This is a genomic window from Brevibacillus borstelensis, from assembly GCF_037834415.1.
In the GTDB taxonomy this organism is placed as follows: domain Bacteria; phylum Bacillota; class Bacilli; order Brevibacillales; family Brevibacillaceae; genus Brevibacillus; species Brevibacillus borstelensis_A.
The window spans coordinates 13,645-32,477 of record NZ_JAUMSJ010000007.1 but is presented as its reverse complement, the minus strand read 5'-3'; the positions used below and the strand labels follow the sequence as shown (position 1 = coordinate 32,477).

At 53.1% G+C, this 18,833-nt stretch carries 19 protein-coding genes and 1 other RNA gene; 4 read left to right on the top strand and 16 right to left on the bottom strand.

The window, feature by feature from the left end; genetic code table 11:
• Nucleotides 1–45: 45 nt before the first annotated feature.
• The 8 genes from Q3F21_RS08635 to Q3F21_RS08600 form a co-directional block, all read right to left on the bottom strand.
• A complete protein-coding gene (locus Q3F21_RS08635) occupies nt 46–900 on the bottom strand; it encodes a universal stress protein (protein ID WP_340251385.1) in 855 nt (284 codons plus the stop codon).
• 141 nt (nt 901–1,041) lie between these two features.
• Nucleotides 1,042–2,106 (bottom strand): HD-GYP domain-containing protein, encoded by a 1,065-nt coding sequence (locus tag Q3F21_RS08630; RefSeq protein ID WP_340251383.1) that lies wholly within the window; start codon nt 2,104–2,106, stop codon nt 1,042–1,044.
• 120 nt (nt 2,107–2,226) lie between these two features.
• The gene (locus Q3F21_RS08625) at nt 2,227–2,535 is read right to left on the bottom strand and encodes a hypothetical protein (protein ID WP_340251381.1); all 309 of its coding nucleotides are present in this window, start codon (nt 2,533–2,535) and stop codon (nt 2,227–2,229) included.
• A 45-nt stretch (nt 2,536–2,580) separates the two neighbouring features.
• Nucleotides 2,581–4,137: a solute symporter family protein gene (locus Q3F21_RS08620; RefSeq protein ID WP_340251378.1), complete on the bottom strand. Its 1,557-nt coding sequence runs from the start codon at nt 4,135–4,137 to the stop codon at nt 2,581–2,583.
• Between the two features lie 79 nt (nt 4,138–4,216).
• Nucleotides 4,217–5,743: a solute symporter family protein gene (locus Q3F21_RS08615; protein WP_340251376.1), complete on the bottom strand. Its 1,527-nt coding sequence runs from the start codon at nt 5,741–5,743 to the stop codon at nt 4,217–4,219.
• Nucleotides 5,740–6,090, bottom strand: coding sequence for a DUF485 domain-containing protein (locus Q3F21_RS08610; RefSeq protein WP_340251374.1), 351 nt, complete (start codon nt 6,088–6,090; stop codon nt 5,740–5,742). The genes Q3F21_RS08615 and Q3F21_RS08610 overlap by 4 nt, the downstream gene beginning before the upstream one ends.
• A gap of 152 nt (nt 6,091–6,242) precedes the next feature.
• Nucleotides 6,243–6,980, bottom strand: coding sequence for a LytR/AlgR family response regulator transcription factor (locus Q3F21_RS08605; RefSeq protein ID WP_340251371.1), 738 nt, complete (start codon nt 6,978–6,980; stop codon nt 6,243–6,245).
• Complete coding sequence (locus Q3F21_RS08600; protein WP_340251369.1) at nt 6,980–8,731, bottom strand: LytS/YhcK type 5TM receptor domain-containing protein; 1,752 nt, start codon at nt 8,729–8,731, stop codon at nt 6,980–6,982. The genes Q3F21_RS08605 and Q3F21_RS08600 overlap by 1 nt, the downstream gene beginning before the upstream one ends.
• 138 nt (nt 8,732–8,869) lie before the next feature.
• Here Q3F21_RS08600 and asnB point away from each other — a divergent pair, with 138 nt between their 5' ends.
• Nucleotides 8,870–10,723, top strand: a complete 1,854-nt coding sequence (gene asnB, locus Q3F21_RS08595) for an asparagine synthase (glutamine-hydrolyzing) (protein ID WP_340251367.1) — start codon at nt 8,870–8,872, stop codon at nt 10,721–10,723.
• Nucleotides 10,724–10,800: 77 nt separating this feature from the next.
• Here the strand turns inward: asnB and rnpB are convergent.
• Nucleotides 10,801–11,184, bottom strand: an RNA gene (gene rnpB / locus Q3F21_RS08590) — RNase P RNA component class B.
• 165 nt (nt 11,185–11,349) lie between these two features.
• Between rnpB and Q3F21_RS08585 the strand changes: the two genes are divergently transcribed.
• Nucleotides 11,350–11,880, top strand: coding sequence for a gamma carbonic anhydrase family protein (locus Q3F21_RS08585; protein WP_340251365.1), 531 nt, complete (start codon nt 11,350–11,352; stop codon nt 11,878–11,880).
• Nucleotides 11,881–11,914: 34 nt separating this feature from the next.
• Here Q3F21_RS08585 and Q3F21_RS08580 read toward each other — a convergent pair whose 3' ends face one another.
• On the bottom strand, nt 11,915–12,601 hold the full coding sequence (locus tag Q3F21_RS08580; protein WP_340251363.1) for a DUF1385 domain-containing protein: 687 nt from the start codon (nt 12,599–12,601) through the stop codon (nt 11,915–11,917).
• Between the two features lie 76 nt (nt 12,602–12,677).
• Here Q3F21_RS08580 and yfkAB point away from each other — a divergent pair, with 76 nt between their 5' ends.
• Nucleotides 12,678–13,793, top strand: coding sequence for a radical SAM/CxCxxxxC motif protein YfkAB (gene yfkAB / locus Q3F21_RS08575; protein WP_340251361.1), 1,116 nt, complete (start codon nt 12,678–12,680; stop codon nt 13,791–13,793).
• Between the two features lie 29 nt (nt 13,794–13,822).
• Complete coding sequence (locus Q3F21_RS08570) at nt 13,823–14,074, top strand: alpha/beta-type small acid-soluble spore protein (RefSeq protein ID WP_340251359.1); 252 nt, start codon at nt 13,823–13,825, stop codon at nt 14,072–14,074.
• A 75-nt stretch (nt 14,075–14,149) separates the two neighbouring features.
• Here the strand turns inward: Q3F21_RS08570 and Q3F21_RS08565 are convergent, their stop codons facing one another.
• The 6 genes from Q3F21_RS08565 to Q3F21_RS08540 form a co-directional block, all read right to left on the bottom strand.
• Nucleotides 14,150–14,338, bottom strand: a complete 189-nt coding sequence (locus Q3F21_RS08565) for a hypothetical protein (protein ID WP_340251357.1) — start codon at nt 14,336–14,338, stop codon at nt 14,150–14,152.
• A 99-nt stretch (nt 14,339–14,437) separates the two neighbouring features.
• Nucleotides 14,438–15,232 carry a carbon-nitrogen family hydrolase gene (locus Q3F21_RS08560; protein ID WP_340251355.1) on the bottom strand — a complete coding sequence of 265 codons (795 nt, stop codon included), beginning with the start codon at nt 15,230–15,232 and terminating at the stop codon, nt 14,438–14,440.
• A 146-nt stretch (nt 15,233–15,378) separates the two neighbouring features.
• Nucleotides 15,379–15,690: a LysM peptidoglycan-binding domain-containing protein gene (locus Q3F21_RS08555; protein ID WP_340251352.1), complete on the bottom strand. Its 312-nt coding sequence runs from the start codon at nt 15,688–15,690 to the stop codon at nt 15,379–15,381.
• 158 nt (nt 15,691–15,848) lie between these two features.
• Nucleotides 15,849–16,625: a HipA family kinase gene (locus tag Q3F21_RS08550; protein ID WP_340251350.1), complete on the bottom strand. Its 777-nt coding sequence runs from the start codon at nt 16,623–16,625 to the stop codon at nt 15,849–15,851.
• Between the two features lie 181 nt (nt 16,626–16,806).
• Nucleotides 16,807–18,297 (bottom strand): DUF4179 domain-containing protein, encoded by a 1,491-nt coding sequence (locus Q3F21_RS08545; RefSeq protein ID WP_340251348.1) that lies wholly within the window; start codon nt 18,295–18,297, stop codon nt 16,807–16,809.
• Nucleotides 18,260–18,799, bottom strand: a complete 540-nt coding sequence (locus Q3F21_RS08540; RefSeq protein ID WP_340251346.1) for an RNA polymerase sigma factor — start codon at nt 18,797–18,799, stop codon at nt 18,260–18,262. The genes Q3F21_RS08545 and Q3F21_RS08540 overlap by 38 nt, the downstream gene beginning before the upstream one ends.
• Nucleotides 18,800–18,833 lie beyond the last annotated feature (34 nt).

Below are 18,833 nucleotides of genomic sequence, written 5' to 3'. Positions count from 1 at the left end.
TCTGTCTGTTTCCGCTTCTTTGCGATTTTTAAAATGTCTTCTCTCTTATTTCACGACCAAAAGCGGCGTTTTCGTCCGGTATATCACCTTAAAAGTGACGCTGCCCATCAGTGTCCCTGCAATACCGCCCATACCATGGTGGCCAAGGACGATTACATCTGCTCCTGTCTCTTGGGCAACTTCCTTGATCAGCGTAGCCGGGTCTCCTATCAATACCTTGCTCACATAAGGAACCTGCGACTGCTCGAAAAGCTCCTCGTATGGACGGAGCGTCTGTTTCCCCCAGGATTCCAGCGTGGCACTGTCTTCCCAGCCGATTCCGTATACGCCCGCGTAAGCCACAGGAGGGATCACGGCCGTGAGAAGAACAAACCGGGTGCCATCCTCTTTTCCCATCCGGATGGCTTGCCGTGCTGCCTTCATGGCGTGTTCGGAGCCGTCGACCGCGATAAGCACCGTTTTCCACTTGTCTCTGACCACCGCTTCTTCAGGCACCAGAAATACAGGAATCTCCACATCGTGAATCGTTGGGTAGCTGACGCTCTGCATGAGAAAACCAGTCATTCTGCCGTATCCATGAGTCCCCATGACAACAGCCGTATGTCCTTCGCGAGCGCAGGACACGATGACTTCATGCGGTTCTCCAAACTGAATATTCAGTTTGTACGGCACTTTTGCCTGCTCGACCAGTTCGACGATACCCTTCAAGTCCTCTTTCGCTTCATCCAGTTGAAATTCTTGCACGGTCTTGTTTCCCAATTGATTGACAGCAAATCTGGACGAAAACGGAGGAATGACATGCAGGAGACAAATCTCGTTTTTTCCGTTCGCAAAAGCCAAAGCAAACTTCACAGCCTGCATGGACTGTGGCGTAGCATCTACCGGCACCAGAATAGACATGATTGCACCATCCTTTTCCTCGTCATCGGGCAAAGGCCACCTGCCCTCTTCTGACTTCATTCTAGGGAAAACAAAGGATGGTGTATGTAGGGAAACTCCCCTATATCAGGCAAACTTTTCCCTGATTTCTGTCTGTTCTCCTTATTCCAAAACGCCTGTAATAAAGATCGTCGTCTCTTCGCTCAAGTCGACATCCCGAATCTCGTGATCGTCCCCCATGCGCTCGTTGGCCGCTCTGTCTTTCCGGATAATTCTGACCACCGGCCGCGAGGGCAATCCCCTGTTTTGATCGATCACGATCCCTACCTCTCCCGTACTCAGCTTCAGGGAAGTCCCTGTCGGGTACATGGCAATCGTCCGCAAAAACTGAATGACCATATTGTGATCAAACCTTTTCTCAGCCAGCCCCATGATCCGCTCGCAGGCTTCATACGGAGGGAGTGTTTCTTCTTCCTCGGAAAACGGAGAGATGTAATTGTCGTACGCATTGCAAATCGCGACGATTTTCCCAAACTCATGGATTTCCTGGTTCATCAAGCCTCTGGGAATGCCGCTGCCATCTACCCACTCGTGGTGCTGCAGAGCGACATGCGCGGAAACGATGCTCATCTCATGCTTTTTCCGCAGCAGGTTGAATCCCGTCCACGTGTGGTGATTCTCGATACTGTTTTGCTTGTAGGGAGAAGCGTCTTCCTCGTCTTTGATCACTTTCCCGATGTCATGAAGCAAGGAGCCGATCGCCAGCTCCTTCAGCTGATTGACGGAATATCCCAAGCCGACTCCCATGACGACAGCCATCATGCAAACATTAAGCGAGTGGATGTACAAGGCATTGTCATTCGTGCGAATTTCGCCAAGATTCAAAAGCACCCGACGGTTTCGCAAGGTCTCATCCACGATATTGTTAACCGACTTTTGGACTCCGCGCACATCGATCCCTTTTCCCGCCTGCACGCATTGGATTGCCGCGGACAAATTGCGGATCGCGTCCTTTCTCGTCGCTTCGCTCAGAACCTCTTCCGTATTGACATCCTGCAGGTTGGGGTCCTTGAGGCTGACCATCGTAACGCCAAAACGACGCAATTTATTTATCATGCCAACGGTCAGCTGAACATCGGTCTGCAACAAGGTCAGACCTTCGCTCGTATAAATGCTTCTGCCCAGGACATCGCCCGGCTCTACTTGATCGATGCTCACATATTTCATGGGGTCTTCCTCCTGCCTTTTCCCCTGCTGCTCTTCCCCTTATCTTACCATGAAATGAACGGGCGGTAGTCTAGAAAACAGAAGGCAAAAAAGACCCGCCATACGGGTCTTCCCACTCTTTCATTCTTCATCCATCTTCATGATACTGTACGACCCCCTGACCATTGTTACCTGGTCGCCCTGCTGGGTCATTTCCAATTTGTGCAAAATGTCTTCCAGGACCGCAGCCAAAGTGAGCGTCAGTTCACCCGTATGTACTGGCTTCTTGTAATAGTGGCCGATCATCTCGTATCCTTTTTTCTTGTAGGCCTCCACATCGGCCTCATCCAGCGCATCGCACAGCTCTCGGACCAACGCTTCCAAAGAAATCCGGGTCTGCTCGTAGACATCCAACTCAGTCGATGCCTGAGTCTCTTTTTCCGTACTCATTTCGCTTCCCCTCCTGACTTATAGAGTTGTCCGAAGGGCTGCCGATTATTCGCTTTTCGAAAGTCCCCTTTGCCGCAGCCCACCTCGCCTGCCGGTGTGCGCCTGAAACAAAACGGCATCGTAGTGTTCAGACGCGCCAGGCGCCGGTTTGCTTGCCAGCGAGCCGAGTATCGCTCCGAGAAAGCCGAGAGGGATTGACACCAGCCCCGGATTGGCGAGCGGAAACAACGGCTCGGCGAGAATCATTCCACTCTCGGGGTCCATGACGGACGGCCCGAGGCAAACGAGGATGAGGGCAGAGAAGGCACCGGTAACAATCCCTGTCAACGCTCCTTGAAGCGTGAAGCGCCGCCAGTAGATGGTAAAGAAAATCAGTGGAAAGTTGGCTGATGCCGCGACGGCAAAAGTCAACGCCACGAGGATGGCCACGTTCATTTTTTGAGCGCCGATCGCCAGCCAGATGGACACCGCTCCAACCCCTACCGAGGATATTTTTGCGACCCATACCTGTTCTCGTTCGGAAGCCATCCCGTTGCGGATAATATGGCTGTACAAATCGTGGGCAAATGCCGATGAGGCAGACAGCACAAGACCTGTGACGACTGCGAGAATGGTTGCAAAAGCCACAGCCGATATGTAGGCCATCAAAAATTCTCCGCCCAGCGCTTCCGCGAGCATCGTCACCGTCAGATTTCCCCCGAATCCGGCATCCTGGATAAAATCCCATCCGATGAAAGCGGACGCGCCGAACCCAAGCAAAATCGTCATCAGGTAAAACACGCCCATGACCCATGTCGCGGTCACGATGGACTGTCTGGTCGTCGGTGCGTCTTTTACCGTAAACAGCCTGACGATGATGTGCGGCAGACCGGCCGTACCCAATATCAGTGCCAGATTGAGCGAGAGGATGTCCAGCGGCTGATGAAATTTGTTTCCCGGGTGCAAAAAACGCTCCTTCATCGGTGTCGCTTCGCTGACATGCGCGAACAGCTCCGGCATGCTCCAGTGGAAGCGTGACAGCACGATCAGACAGACGATCAGCGTTCCAGTCAGCAGCAGTATCGCTTTGATGATCTGCACCCACGAGGTAGCCTCCATACCACCGAATACGACGTAAATCGTCATCAGCGTTCCGACGACCATCACCGCCGCGGCATAATCGATTCCGAGCAGATAGTGGATCAGCGCCCCCGCGCCAACCAATTGGGCGATCATGTAAAAAACCGTGATCAAGAGCGTGACGGCGGCAATCGCCCCTCTCAGCCGTTTGCTTTCAAACCGGACGGAAATCGCGTCCGCGAGCGTATATCTCCCGAGATTGTGGAGCGGCTCCGCAATCAAAAACAGCATGACCAAATACGATACGAAGAAGCCGATCGCGTACAAAAAGCCGTCAAAGCCGTAGATCGCAATCGTCCCGGCGATGCCCAAAAACGAGGCCGCACTCATGTAATCGCCGGCGATGGCCACCCCGTTTTGCAGGCCGGTCATCCGGTTTCCCGCGGCGTAGAACTCCCTCGTATTGAATGTTCGGCTTGCCGCTGAATACGTGATGAACAGCGTGCCGATAATGACGCTGCAAAAGAAGATGACCGATGACATCGCCGCTCCCCCGTTTCATAGGAAAGATGCCGGAGGCGCCCCCGACATCTTTCATTTTGCTTTTACAATTGTACAGAGACTACGCGGATTCCTTCATGCCGGTGTTGGCTTTGACGACAATTTCTTCGTATTTGGCATTGTCGGTTGTCTTCGAGAAGAAGGTGCCCAGCCAAGCCGCGAGGAAGCCGAGCGGGATCGAGACAATTCCCGGGTTGGAGAGCGGGAACAGCGCTTCTCCGACCAGAATCGCCTTTCCGGCCTCCGGATTCCAGATGTTCGGACTGAGGAAAACCAGAATGAGCGAGCTGAACAAACCGACCAGCATGCCGACGACAGCCCCGGTAGTATTGAATCGGCGCCAGAAGATGGTGAAAATAATGACCGGCAAATTCGCGCTGGCCGCCACCGCAAAGGCAAGAGCAACCAGAAATGCCACATTCAGCTTCTGGGCAAACAGGGCAAGCAGGATCGAGATCACCGATACACCGACGGAAGCCCATTTCGCCATGACCATCTGCTCTCTTTCCGTAGCCTTTCCCTGGCGAAGGACATGGCCGTAGAAGTCATGCGCAAACGCTGAGGCGGCAGTCAGTACGAGCCCGGCCACCACCGCCAGAATGGTAGCGAAGGCGACGGCGGATACAAATGCAAAGAGGAAATTGCCTCCCAAAAATTGCGCAAGCAGCGGCGCTCCCATATTGCCGGCCGGGTCCATTTTGTCCGCTCCGACAAATGCGGCCGCACCGAACCCGAGGAAAATCGTCATGACGTAGAACAGGCCGATAATCCAGGTCGCGTGCACAACGGATTTCCTGGCCGTAGGGGCGTCCTTAACCGTAAAGAACCTCATCAGAATGTGCGGCAGTCCGGCTGTACCGAGAACGAGCGCCAGATTGAGCGAAATCGTATCGAGGCCGTCCTTGAATTTGTTCCCGGGATTCAGGAACTTTTCTCCCAGCGGCGTTGCCGTTTTCATTTGCTCGAACATCTGGGCCACGCTGAAATCAAACTTGGCAAACACCATTACGGAAATAATGAAGGTGCCGGCCATGAGCAGAACCGCCTTGACGATCTGCACCCAGGAGGTTGCCGTCATGCCGCCAAACACGACGTAAATCGTCATCAGCACGCCTACGATCAGAACAGAGGTGGTGTAGTCAAGACCGAGCAGCAGCTTGATCAGAGCGCCAGCCCCCACCAGTTGGGCGATCATGTAAAAAATCGAAATGGCAATGGAGTTTAGCGCGGCCACTCCGCGCACCTGCTTGTTTTCGAAGCGGGCCGCAATCATGTCCGCCATCGTGTACTTGCCCAGATTGCGCAGCGGCTCCGCTACGATGTACAGCACCACGAGGTAAGCGACGAGGAAGCCGATGCTGTAAAAGAAGCCATCGAAGCCGGAGAGGGCGATCATTCCGGCAATCCCGAGGAAAGAGGCCGCCGACATGTAGTCGCCGGCGATGGCAAGCCCGTTCTGCCAGCCGGTCAATCCGCCTCCCGCCGTGTAAAACTCGCTCGTGTTGTTGGTCCGTTTGGAGGCGTAATACGTAATGACGAGCGTCAGCACAACAATTCCCAAAAAGAGTAAAAATGCCATCACATTCATACGCCTTTGCCTCCTGTCTCTTGCTTGATCTTTTCGACCAGCTCATCAAACTGCCGCGATTTCTTCGAATAGATGATGCACAGTCCCCAGGTCATAATGAACTGGCAAAAGGCAAATACCCAGGCCCAGGTAATCGCTCCGAACGCCGGTTTGTTCAACACTTGAAAGTAGGAGGTCATGATGGGAAGAGTGAAGTAAAACAAGAAGAAGAAAATGGAGTAGGGCACGATGAATGCTTTTTTGCGTCTTAGCAGTTCCTGAAACGTCGCCGACCGGATGATAGACGAGTACTGGACAGGCGTCTGCTTCTCAGACATGGCCTTCGCTGTCGGGCTTGTCTTTCCCATTGTGGAATCTCCCCTTGTCAAAAATGTGTTGCCGCGCCTTTTGAAAGCGCTTCCTTATTTTACAAAAAAATTCCCAATATTGTTTACATTCGCGCGCGACATGCAAAAAGCTGCGCGTCAAAAGCAAAAAATACGGGATCAAAGTCAAGCTATTACCCTTCCAGACGCTTCAGGAGGTCTTTCGCAGCTGTCCGAGAGACCGGGAGCTTGACCGGGTTCGGTCCTTTCAGGATCAGATTGTACGCGCCGTTGAACCACGGCTGAAGCTCGCTTACATACTGCAAATTAACCAGGTAGCTCTTGTGCGTCCGAAAGAACGGGTAAGCCTGGAGCTTCTCCTCCAGCTGCTGCAGCGTCATCCTCGTCGTATAGACGTCCCCCTCTGTCCAGATCTGAACGACCCGCTCGTCCCGGACAGCGTACATCACGGTGCTCGGATCAATGACCACCAGGCGGTTGTTGTCCTCGATGATCATCTTCGCTACCTTCGCGGCAGGAGGCGGAGCAGAGGGCGGGGCCGCTTCCGCAAGCCGTTTCCTCAGCCGTTGCAGCGTTTCCTTCAGCCGGTGGGGCTCCGTTGGCTTTAAAAGGTAATCGACCGCATTCAACTTAAACGCTTCCACTGCGTAATCCTCGTGAGCCGTGGAAAATACGAGCAGCGGCTGTTTCTTGCGCGCGGCCAGCATACGTGCAGCCTGGTCGCCTTCCAGCTCCGGCATTCTGATGTCGAGAAACACGACATCGGGTTCGTATTCCTCTACCAGCTGCAGCAGCTCGCGGCCATTGGTCGCACATGGCAGAACCACTACATTGCTTTCCTGCTCCAGCAAATAGACCAGCTCTTCCCTCGCCAGCCTTTCATCCTCGGCGATCATGATACGGATCTGCATCAGGCATCTTCTCCTCGTCTGTGTGGAATGGCAAATCGGATAAGACAGCCTCCATCCGGCAGGTTGAAAAATTGAAGTCTCGCTTCCGGGCCGAGCAGGCTGATCAAACGCTGGTTGACATTGTATACGCCGATGCCGTTGCCTTCTTTGCTCTCAAGCGGCGTACTGCCCAGTTTGTTCAAGAGCGGCTCCGGAACGCCTGCTCCGTTGTCTTCGATCAGGACAGCGATACTGGACCCCTCCTCTCTTACAGCGATCGCGATCCGGCCGCCGCTTGGCTTTCCGCTGAGGCCGTGCTGGATGCTGTTCTCGACCAGCGACTGCAGGGTACCGAATGGAATCAACGCCTGCTCCACTCCCTGCTCTACTTCGCAAGAGACCGTAAATTGATCTGCAAAGCGAATGCCGATAATTTCCAGATACGCATTCAGGTGCTGCAGCTCCTGGCCGACGGATACGAGCGGTGTCGAGGTCATTTTGAGGCTGAGCCGCATGAAAACCCCGAGTTGAATCGTCATATGGCGGGCTAAATCGGGATCAATCCGAATTAAGGTAACGATCGAGTTTAATGTATTAAAGAGAAAATGGGGATGAATCTGGGCCTGGAGCATTCGCAGCTCGGCGTCCTTCATCAAACCTTTCATCTTTTCTGCAAGCATCATCGTCAGTTGGTTGGACAGCAGGTTTCCCAGACCTTTTGCCAGCGCTTCCTGAATCTTGCCGATCTGCTGCGGTCGTTTGAAGTACAGCTTGATCAGACCGACGACACTTTCTCCTTCTCTAATCGGAACGACGATAGCGGCTTGCAGCGGACAGTTTTTTTGCTCGCAGGGAAGCTGATCGCGGGAAAGACTCGTCTGCAAGCCTCCCGTATAAATGACGCGGCGGGCCAGCTCGCTGCGAATCGGCTCCCCGGCCAAATGGTGGTCCGATCCGGCTCCAACGTGGGCGAGCAGCTGCTCTCTGTCTGTCACGGCCACGGCGCTGGCTTTCGCTTCCTTGAGCAGGATGTGGGCCACGGATTGGGCCGTCTGCGGTGTCAGGCCCATCTTCAAGTGGGGCAGGATGCGTTCGGCGATCGTAAAGGCGCGTTCCGCCTCCATTGCTGCAGAGCGCTCCTCTTCCCGCAGCGCGATTCGGATCATCGTCGTAAAAATAGCGATCGAGATGCTGTTGGTCAGCACCATGGGGATCCCGACACTATTGACAATCGTTCGAACAAGCTCGGGGGGCTGAGCCAAAATGAGCAGTAGCGACATCTGAATGATCGGAGCGAACATCCCGATAAACAGTGCCTTTGCCGGCGAAATTACGCGTTCTTGCGAGAAAAAACGGGCTACGTATCCAGCCAATAGTCCGGTGATCGGGCTGGACAAGCCAAACGCCCAGACTCCCAGACCGCCCAGGCTGAACAGATGACAGCCGGCGATCAGCCCGGCCCCTAGGCCGACGAGCGGTCCTCCCAACAAGCCGCCGATGACGACACCAACCAATGTGGAATTGGCGACGACTTCACTTTCCTGAAGGGGGAAAATCCAGAAAGACGGGTTGTATGTCTGCTCGTGGACTACTACTCCTGCATACGTGCCCGCAATGCCGAACAGACCGAACAGCAAGGAGTACGCCACCGACGTCCACCACTGCAGTTCACGGTCGAGCAATTGGCGAAACAGCGGAATTCTCGTCAGGATAAAGGCGATGGTCAGCAGGATGCCCATCCTCTCGATCAATAGCAGCGTCAAATGCTCCAAGGCCCTACCTCCGAAAAGTTATATTCTAACAATTCCGCTTTTTCTTTCGCTTTCCCTGCTGGACAGACAAACGGACCGGCTGTTTTGCATATGATAGCTTTTGCCTACATTTTTCTACAGCAGGAAGGGTGAAGACGAATGTGCGGAATTACCGGCTGGATCGATTGGGAGAAGGACGTTACCCACGAACAAGCTGTTTTGGAAGCAATGACACAGACTTTAACGGATCGGGGGCCTGATGAACAAGGTTTTTGGCACGCTGACTCCAAGCACGCGGCCTTTGGTCATCGCCGTCTGGTCGTTGTCGACCCTGCCGGTGGCCGTCAGCCAATGTCACGCCAGCGAGACGGGCGGGCGTATACGCTCGTGTACAACGGGGAGCTGTACAACACGGAGGACATCCGCCGGGAGCTGATCGCCTGCGGCCATTCCTTTCGCTCCCACTCGGAAACGGAGGTTCTGCTCGCCGCTTACATGGAATGGGAAGCGGACTGCGTGCACAAGCTCAATGGAATATTCGCCTTCGCCGTATGGGATGAACGGAAGCAGCAGTTGTTTTTGGCCCGTGATCGCCTTGGGGTCAAACCGCTCTTTTACGCCGAAAGGGGACCCGTATTTTTGTTCGCTTCGGAGCTGAAGGCTTTGTTGGCCCACCCTGCGGTAAAGCCCGTCTTGTCGCGGGAAGGACTCGCGGAGGTTTTTGTGCTCGGACCGTCGCGCACCCCGGGGCACGGCGTTTTTCAAGGGGTTCAAGAACTGCGGCCCGGCTGCCATTTGACAGTCTCGCGCGATGGCGTTTCGATCAAGCGTTATTGGCGGCTGGAAAGCCAGCCGCACGAGGATGATGTGGAGAAGACTGCAGCCACTGTTCGCCAGCTTTTGGCTGACTCGATAAAACACCAGCTTGTCTCCGATGTGCCGATCGCCACCTTGTTGTCAGGCGGCCTTGATTCCAGCGCGATCACGGCAATCGCTACGGGTGTGTTTCAGGAGGAGGGACGAGGCCCGCTCCATACGTACTCCATCGATTACGTGGACAATGCCTCTCATTTCCGGCAAAGCGACTTCCAGCCGACTGATGACGCCCCTTTTGTCCGCTTGATCTCCGAACGGTTTGGCACCCTTCACCATACCCTCGAATTTGATACCCCTGAATTGGTCAGCGCCCTGCATACTGCCCTGTTCGCCCGCGATCTGCCAGGGATGGCTGATGTCGACTCTTCTCTGTACCTGTTCTGCCGCGAAATCAAGAAGGAGACTACCGTCGTCTTGTCGGGAGAATGCGCCGACGAGATGTTTGGCGGGTACCCGTGGTTTCATCGGGAACAGCTGTTCAACGCGGGCACCTTCCCCTGGGCACAGGCTACACGTGAACGCGCTGACTGGCTTTCCGCCGAGATGCGAGACTGGATCAAGCCCGAGGAATACGCAGCCCAGCGCTATGAGGAAACTCTGGATGAGGTGCCCCGCTTGCCGGGCGAAAACCCGCTCGATGCCAGACGGCGGGAGCTGTTTTACCTGAACCTCACCTGGTTTATGAATACCCTGCTCGATCGCAAAGACAGGATGAGCATGAAGGCAGGCCTGGAGGCCCGCGTTCCTTTTTGCGATCATCGTCTGATGCAGTACGTCTGGAATATCCCTTGGAACATAAAGAACTGGGGGAATCGAGAGAAAGGCATCCTGCGAAAGGCACTCGAGGGAATCGTCCCTGAGGAAGTGCTGTACAGAAAGAAAAGTCCTTACCCCAAAACGCATAACCCGGCTTATACGAAAGCTACGCGCTCCTGGCTGCTCGAGGTGTTGGAGGACGGCTCATCGCCTCTGCATCACATCATTGACCAGGGCAAGGTCAGAGCCTTCGCGCTGTCAGACGCGGAAGCATCGGGAAAGCCCTATTTCGGGCAGCTCATGGGCAGCCCGCAGATGTTTGCCTACCTCGCGTCCATTGATCTGTGGATGAGAGAGTACAACATTACGATTTCTTCGTAAATTAAAGGATTGCAAACGCCAAAAAAACCGTCTGAATGTACTCAGACGGTTTTCGTTGTCTCGTTAGAAGCAAGAAATGCTGTAAGCCAGGTTCTGTCTCTCCCGTGCTGCAAACGGATCTGCTCCTCGCACCAAGAGCGGTAGTCATCTATCTATGGCATCCGGGATGCCATCCGTCCCTCCGTTCAGTTCCTTCGGGACGGTTCCCCTACCAAATTTGGGTTTCTCGCTCGCAGGGTTTACCGCGTTCCATCTCCCCTGTCGCCAGGGAAGCTACGTTTCTGTGGCACTTTCAGCGTACTCGGGTCTCCGAGAGAACCCTTTCCGCGCCGTCAGCGAAGCGAATGCCTCGCTGCCCTGGTTTGCACCAGGTACGAACACTCCAGACATCTCAGTCTGGGCGAGCCTGGACTTTCCTCTACCGCCGACCATGAAGGCCGCGGCAGCGACTACCCGCATTCCTTGCCCACTCGTATGAATCAGCAAGAAATAATATACCATATCTGTGTTTCCTGGTCAACCGAAAGCCGCTGGAAACACTGGAAAAATTGTTAAAGTACCAGCGTTGTAGTACAATATAGGGTGTCATTTTATGAGCAAAACCTTGAGACAGGAGAGATATATCGATGATGCTGCTTCCATTCGAGAATCACATCCCCCGCATTCATGAGTCCGTCTTTCTGGCAAAAGGCGTTGTCGTTTCCGGCGATGTAACGATTGGCGAGGATACGTCCATCTGGTACAATACCGTCATCCGCGGCGACATTGCTCCCACCGTCATCGGCCGCAGGGTCAGCGTACAGGACAACAGCACGCTGCATCAAAGCCCGGGAAATCCGTTGATCGTCGAAGACGAAGTCACGATCGGACACAATGTCGTCCTGCACAGCTGCGTGATCCGGCGCGGCGCCTTGATCGGCATGGGCTCAATCGTGATGGACGGTGCGGAGATCGGCGAGGAAGCGATGGTCGGAGCAGGTGCGCTCGTTCCGCCGGGAATGAAAGTGCCTCCCCGCACACTTGTCATCGGCTCGCCCGCCAAAATCAAGCGCGAGCTGACTGAAGACGACTTCAAGGAGCTTCAGCGCATCCGCCAGTCCTATGTGGACAAAGGGAAAATTTACCGCAAATTGGAAGAACGGCCGCTCTCTAGATGATTGACTGCCGGAGAGCGGTCTTTTTTTACGCTTTTTACGCTGCCTCTGTCGTTTTCGCTTCCTTGCTCCGAATATATTCAAATTGGCGATACGAGCGGATGGCAGTCTCCAAATGAAGCCGGTTTGGTTCCTTGGTGGTCACGTACCGCTGGAAAAAGGCCGAGATTCGATACAAAAAGCCGCAGTATTTGCGCAGCAGCCTGTCTCCCGCCATCCCGAGCAAAATTCCCAAGCACCCGGCCGCTACGCTGAAAGCGAGCGGGACGAACGGAACAGCCAGCAAAAAACCGGCAAAAAAACAAACGACGAGATTGGTCGAGCAGCCGGCGTTCACGATGTCCGCCCGGGCGATTTCCTCCCAAGACTCCAGCCGCTTCTCTCCCCTGTAGCTGAAAACCTTATGTTCAGCTCCGTGGAACTTTTTTAATTCCCGTGGAAACACAAAATGAAAGCCTGCGACGTATATGGCTGCCCACCATGGGTCGACGATAGCTGTTTCCGGGTACACCACCGCAGCCAGCACATACAGCAAAAGTCCGAGATGCAACAGTTGATAATACCAGGGAAAAGAGAAAAAGATCCGCACCCACAGCTTGCCGATTGTTCGCAAGCTGATTTTTTCAGCCCACACCTCAATCACGCCGTTTTTCACTTCCGCACAAGCCAGGACGTTCCGATCATGAAACAGGACACCGCGAGCAAAAGAAATCCCCATAATCATGTTTTATCTATTCTCCTTCCGTTCCATCATCAGTATAATTAGAGGAATGTACGCAGAATGAAGGAGGGGTCAATCCATGATCCGTATGGTACCAACTACACCGCTTACACCTCAGCACGACCCGTGGGAGCCGCTTTTTCATGCGACGCCGCCTGCCTACAAGCTGACAAGTGTCGAGTTTACGGTTACCAATCTGTGCAACCTCCGCTGCGAGCATTGTGCAGTTGGTGACACCCTTCGTTTCAAAGACGATCCTGCCCTGCCGATCCAGACCATCCTGAATCGTCTGGATGAAGCGCAGGACCTCGCTACCCTCAGTATAACAGGCGGAGAACCGATGTACAGCGAGCGCACGGTCAAGGAAATCATCCTTCCGCTGCTTCGCTATGCGACGGATAGAGGGCTTCGCACCCAGATCAACTCCAATCTGTCGATGCCATTTTCCAGGTATGAAATGATATTGCCTTACATAGATGTGATGCATATGTCCTGGAACTGGGCGACGCCCGAAGAGTTCCGTACCATTGTTTACGCAAAAAGCAGGCAGATGGTTTCTTCCAAACAGGCTGAGCAGCAGTTTGACACGATGCGGTCCAATGCTCGGAAGCTTGCGGACGCCGGCGTTTTTGTATCTGCCGAAACGATGCTAAACCCCCGAACACACAAAAAACTGGATGTGCTTCACAAGCAAATTCAAGAAATGGGCTGCCGCCGTCACGAAGTGCATCCCATGTACGCCAGCGATTTCGCGCGCGAGCTGGATGTTTTGACTCTCGATGAGCTGCGTGAGGCCATTGAGTCCATGCTGACGGTGCGAAACGAGAACTTGTGGATGCTGTTTGGTACGTTGCCGTTTTTTGCTTGCAGCCCTCTGGAGGCTGACAGAGAGCTGATCCGCAAACTGCGGGAAGCAAAAAACATAACGGTCCGCAACGACCCGGACGGCCGAAACAGACTCAACGTGAACGTCTTTACAGGCGACGTCATTGTCACTGACTTCGGAGATGTCGCTCCTTTGGGCAACATTCAGAGCGATCGTTTAGACGCCATGTTCGAACGCTGGCAGGCCCATCCGCTGAACCAGAACATCAACTGCTACTGTCCGGCTGCCTCTTGCGCAGGTCCCAATTTGCTGGTTGCCAATACCTACTATGCAAATGAAAGCTTTAAAGAGCGAAAAGCGCTGATTTAATGGGCAAACTACCTTTGAGGTGATTTCGCATGAGCAGACGAAGACGTCCTCTCGTGCCGCAAGCACAGACAGGGCTGGATCAATTGAAAGCCAGGGTGGCAGGGGTAGAGCAGCCCGAGCAGGCGAAATACGAGGTGGCGAATGAACTGCATGTCCCTCTCAAAAACGGGTACAACGGACAGTTGACTGCTCATGATGCCGGGCGGATCGGCGGTCAGCTGGGCGGGGGCATGGTCAAGGAATTGGTTCGCATGGCAATGGAGCAGCTTCCCCGAAAATAGCCTGGCTGAACAAAAAGAACCGCATCTTTTGCCGATGCGGTTCTACTGCTTGTTCTGCTTTCGTTTATCAGCTTTTCAGCGAAGCCGATCCAACTGCTTGGGGCTTGATTTTCTCGGCCCAAGCATGGAGCGGCTGATGTTGTTTACTCTGTGAAACGAATCAAACATTTGGTCCAAGACCTCGATCAGCTCCCGTACCTGCACCACTTTTCCATAGACACCGTCAAAATGGTGACGAACGTTTTTTCCATTCAGCCGAAACATGAACCGCACCTCCTCTGTTCCTCTCCTACCACCGTATGCGGCACGAGCGGCAACGGAGAAAGGGAAACACGAGTCCATTCGCCCAATTTTTGATCATTTCTAGAGTTGGTACAATTCCGGCCGCCGATCGGCAATCACTGGAATTCTCCCTCTGACTTCATCTACGAGAGCAAGGTCGATTTCCGCTCGGATGATCTCTTCCTGCTGCATTCCCTCGGCAACAATTTCCCCCCAAGGGTTGATCACCATGGAATGCCCGCAAAACGTAGTCCCCGCTCCTTCTCCGACGCGATTGCAGGCGACGACGTACATCTGGTTTTCGATGGCGCGTGCGATCAGCAGCTGGCGCCAGTGGTTTAACCGGGGATGGGGCCACTGGGCTGAGACGAACAAAACGCCCGCTCCTTGGAGCGCGTGAACCCGCACCCACTCCGGAAAGCGTATGTCGTAGCAAATGACGGAACTCACAGGCTGACCGTCCAATATGTACATGCCAGGCTGGTCTCCGGCCGCGAGGTATTTATCCTCCTCCATCAGCCGAAACAAATGAGCCTTGGAATAGCTGCCTGCAAGCACCCCGCTGCGATCAAACACGTAGGTCGTATTGTACACCTGGCCATTTCTTTTTTCCGCGACAGAACCCCCGATCACGTGGGCCTGCAGCTTTTTCGCCGATTCGCTCAGCAATCGCTTGGCTCGCTCTCCGTCCCTGTCGGCAATCTCGTCCAGTCGCTTCAAGTCATACCCCGTATCCCACAGCTCCGGCAAGAGAATTACATCCGCTCTCTCCTCCGATGCATGAAGATGTTCGACAAAATTCCGAATCGCTTCCATATTTTTTTCCGGCTGTCCGAAAGCAACGTCCATTTGCAGCAAGGCAACATTCCACTTCATTTGTTTCCCCCCTGTCTTTGTTCTTTTAATCGTAGCTCCCACTCGGCAGGAGTTCAAGCACAAAAGTCGATTTCCGCCACGGTTTTGGCCGAATTGGCGAAAGGACATAAAAAAGCCCGAGGGCTTTCCCCGGGCCGGGTGTAAGATTACGTACGTGGACGCGGACGAGCCTCCAAGCGGGTTACTCTCGTCTCCAGTCGTGTGACGCGCCGGTCCAGCTCCCGGATGTTGCGTTCAGCCCGATCCATGCGCTCATCGAGGCGGCGGATGCGACGATCGACGTCGTCACGAGGCGGTTGTGGCGGGCCTGGCTGTCGAACGGGCACCCAGATCGTTTGACCGATGTAAATGTAGTACGGGGCGGGAATGTTGTTCACTCGAATCAGTTCCTGTACGGGAACCCCAAAGCGGGCGGCTATCGCATTTAATGTATCCCCGGGTTGGACTACGTAATTCACGTAAACCACTCCTTCTTGTATTTGATTCGTTATTAACCTATGCCCGCCCGCCTGCCGGCGAAATAAACGATTACCCATTTTCCCAAGATTAGTCAAACACCTACGCTATCCGCCGTGACAGGCTCTTCTCCATAAAACAGTTTCAGAACCTTACAGGGTTACAGCAAACCAAGTTTGTTCCGCTTGATTGGTTCGAGAATATCCAGCATGATCATATCTATGCATTTTTGACGATATTGTAATAATGTTCGCAGGACTTCCTTTTTTCGTTTCGTCAACGCGAGCTGCTTGGGAACAGTGCTGATAGCCCGATTAATTTCGGATGCCGGCAGCCCTTGAATCCTTTTTACCATTTCGTCTACAGCCGGCCTGTTGCGTAAAACGAGCTTCTGCATGCCGGAAGGGATTCTCATGCGTTTTTTTAGCTGAGGGTGCTTGATCCCCTTTACACGAGCAAAAGGAGAATTGTTAGGCGAGCCAAGCAGTGCGCTTCCATGGTCAATTAAATACCAGTTGTATTTTTCCTCTGGACTATCCCGATAGAGTACGAGATTGACACTGGTGCGATCCTTGTTCAAAATCCACGCATCAAACACGATCACTTGAGCCAACAGCTCGATATCGTTTACAAACAACTCAGGACAGCGTTGCACCTCTTTTTTTGCCCGCTGCCACGTAATGACTTCTTTTGCATCAACACGCCTTGAAATATAGCCTTTCACTTTTTTTCTGTCGGGTCCCAGCACTATTGCCGGTTTGAACTTTGCTACCGGAAGTCCCAAGCTTTTTGCAAGGGAAATCGCTAGGTATTCGTTCATGATCATTTGGCGATATTTCCTGCGTTTTTTGGAGGTATTGTAAGGATACTTAAAATAACCGATGTTTCCTCGTTTATCGCGAACTTTCCAGACTTTTTTTCTCGTTTCTCTCGTCATGCCTCTTGCATATTTCCACCGCATTCTGTTAATGTCCCTTTCTCCTTTTGATAGGTCCTGATACAGAATATGGAAATGACTTCGATTTGCACCGGGCATACATCTCAAAAAGCACCCGAGTCTATTGACCCGGGTGTTGAACGGCAAAAACCAGTTTAGATCAGGAGGCGCTTGCCCTCACCTACTCTTTCGCCATCGGCAATGAAAGACGCGAGTTCAAGTGACCGTAGTATTTCGGTTCCATTCTCAACTTGAGCTCGGCCTTTTTCGGCAGCTTCTCCATTCCTTTGACGAACATCGTTCTCTCGCAGACTGTCAAGGCATCGCCATTCGAATCGGCTTCAACCTGGCATGGCACAGGTTCATTTTTCAAGTCGTACGATCGGTTCTTCTCATCGGTCAGATACCACTCCAAATTGGGATTAACTTTATATTCCTCTCGCACATGCAAAGCTACCATTGTTTTTTTCGATTCCGGTTCCTGCTCCATAGACATGCTCTCAACGGTTACACGAAGCCCTTCCCCCTCTTTCGAGACCGGACCTTTTGCCAGTGTATCGGCAGAGACTGGAATGGTCAAAAGAGATGGTTCCTGCAGAGTGACGCCATCAAGCTCGAACGTCATCTCCCCGTGCTGTTTGGGCGGAAGAAAGACGATGTCGTAAACGTCTTTTTCTACGCCGTTTTCTATTCCTTTTCTGAACGATTCCAAGAGCGGACCTCCCCCTTCTGCCATGCTGCGCGAGGAAGAGACGATCTCATTTCCATCGGCATCCTTGATCCGGTAGTTCAAATCGTAGGCTTTCAGCTTTTTCATGTCTGTCTCGGTCGCGTTGAGCTGTTTGCCAAAACCCTCCAAGCGTTTTCGGGCTTCCTCTGTCCATGTTGCTTCCAGCGTCAATCGAGCCGCGCTTGGCGTGTACTCAATTGATCTGGCTTTTATTGTCAATCCTGGAGTTGTTTCGATCGTTTTTTCGAGCGGCACCGTTTTGGAAACGGTCAAGCTCTTATCCATGTCGATCGGCACGGTTAGCTTCCAGTCGCCGTCTATAAAATCGTTTGCCCCCTCTCCAAATCTTGTTTCCATTTTCTTTAATTCCATGTGCAACTGCAGCTTCTTAGGTGTATTTTCGCCGAGTACAAACTGGTAGTAGCCGTAGTCATCTCTCCGTACATATTGGCTGAAGTGTTCGGTGAGCACCTGTCCGTTTTCATCCGTCACATACATTTTGTTTTCCTTGTGCTTGATCAGATGCTTCACCCATTTTTCACCTTTCCCGTCTTCGAGCTGAAAAGACACGACCAGGCGGGCCGGATCAGCCATGACATCCGCCACTTTTATGGTGATGCCCTGGTCAGTGACACTTGCTCCGGTCCATTTAGCATATCCCTTGTCAACCGCATTCTGGACACCGTTGTCTAAATGACGGTTTAAGAACGACGAAACGTAATTGGCCATAGTCGGTGAGACGGCAACACTTACCGAGAATCCGATTCCCAGAACAGCAGCCGTTGCGAGCGCGATTTTTTTCATTGTCCACCCATCCCTTTTACGGGACAGTCCCCCCTTTTTTTCGTCTTCGATTTTGCTGTACAGGCGTTTCTTAAAAACAACCATATCTAATTGATGGCTTTCATACTGTCGTTTTGCATTTTTCCACCGATGCTCCATGACTGTCCTCCTTTCGCAGTGCCCGATATAGTCGTTCTCGTCCTCTCGCCAGTCGGGATTTGACAGTACCCTTGCTGACCGCGAGAACATGACTGATCGCTTCTACCGACAGCTCTTCAAAATAGTAGAGGATAATCGGCGTGCGATAAGGCTCGGAAAGATTCAGCACATGCCCGTATAGATCATCTGCCTCCAGCTTGTTGATGAAGAGCGTCTCTGCACTGTCCTGTGGCTTCGTCTCCGGGAGCCAGGCCGTGACAACTTCCTTCCATGTTCTTCTCCACGACATCTTGCATTCATTGATGACGATTCTGGCCAACCAGGGGAATGGCTCGTGCTGGCTGCGCAGCTGATGGTACTGTTTATACGCTTTTACAAATGCGTCCTGCACGCGATCCTCCGCGGTTTGCCAATTTCGCTCGTACGTGTAGGCCAAGCGAACGAGCCGATCGGCATACCGCTCCACCCACTCGTCAAACTGTTGATCATTCAGATGTCTCACCTCCTTGTTCTGCCTGTATGATGCAAGGAACTGC

Excerpts from the sequence above, each read along its gene's own strand:
- Q3F21_RS08565 (WP_340251357.1), bottom strand. The coding sequence starts at position 14,338 with ATGTTTCGGCTGAATGGAAAAAACGTTCGTCACCATTTTGACGGTGTC.
- Q3F21_RS08625 (WP_340251381.1), bottom strand. The coding sequence starts at position 2,535 with ATGAGTACGGAAAAAGAGACTCAGGCATCGACTGAGTTGGATGTCTAC.
- Q3F21_RS08615 (WP_340251376.1), bottom strand. The coding sequence starts at position 5,743 with ATGAATGTGATGGCATTTTTACTCTTTTTGGGAATTGTTGTGCTGACG.
- Q3F21_RS08605 (WP_340251371.1), bottom strand. The coding sequence starts at position 6,980 with ATGCAGATCCGTATCATGATCGCCGAGGATGAAAGGCTGGCGAGGGAA.
- Q3F21_RS08620 (WP_340251378.1), bottom strand. The coding sequence starts at position 4,137 with ATGTCATCGGTCATCTTCTTTTGCAGCGTCATTATCGGCACGCTGTTC.
- Q3F21_RS08545 (WP_340251348.1), bottom strand. The coding sequence starts at position 18,297 with ATGGAGCATCGGTGGAAAAATGCAAAACGACAGTATGAAAGCCATCAA.
- Q3F21_RS08635 (WP_340251385.1), bottom strand. The coding sequence starts at position 900 with ATGTCTATTCTGGTGCCGGTAGATGCTACGCCACAGTCCATGCAGGCT.
- Q3F21_RS08580 (WP_340251363.1), bottom strand. The coding sequence starts at position 12,601 with ATGATTATGGGGATTTCTTTTGCTCGCGGTGTCCTGTTTCATGATCGG.
- Q3F21_RS08550 (WP_340251350.1), bottom strand. The coding sequence starts at position 16,625 with ATGACGAGAGAAACGAGAAAAAAAGTCTGGAAAGTTCGCGATAAACGA.
- Q3F21_RS08610 (WP_340251374.1), bottom strand. The coding sequence starts at position 6,090 with ATGGGAAAGACAAGCCCGACAGCGAAGGCCATGTCTGAGAAGCAGACG.
- Q3F21_RS08570 (WP_340251359.1), top strand. The coding sequence starts at position 13,823 with ATGAGCAGACGAAGACGTCCTCTCGTGCCGCAAGCACAGACAGGGCTG.
- asnB (WP_340251367.1), top strand. The coding sequence starts at position 8,870 with ATGTGCGGAATTACCGGCTGGATCGATTGGGAGAAGGACGTTACCCAC.
- Q3F21_RS08585 (WP_340251365.1), top strand. The coding sequence starts at position 11,350 with ATGATGCTGCTTCCATTCGAGAATCACATCCCCCGCATTCATGAGTCC.
- Q3F21_RS08560 (WP_340251355.1), bottom strand. The coding sequence starts at position 15,232 with ATGAAGTGGAATGTTGCCTTGCTGCAAATGGACGTTGCTTTCGGACAG.
- yfkAB (WP_340251361.1), top strand. The coding sequence starts at position 12,678 with ATGATCCGTATGGTACCAACTACACCGCTTACACCTCAGCACGACCCG.
- Q3F21_RS08630 (WP_340251383.1), bottom strand. The coding sequence starts at position 2,106 with ATGAAATATGTGAGCATCGATCAAGTAGAGCCGGGCGATGTCCTGGGC.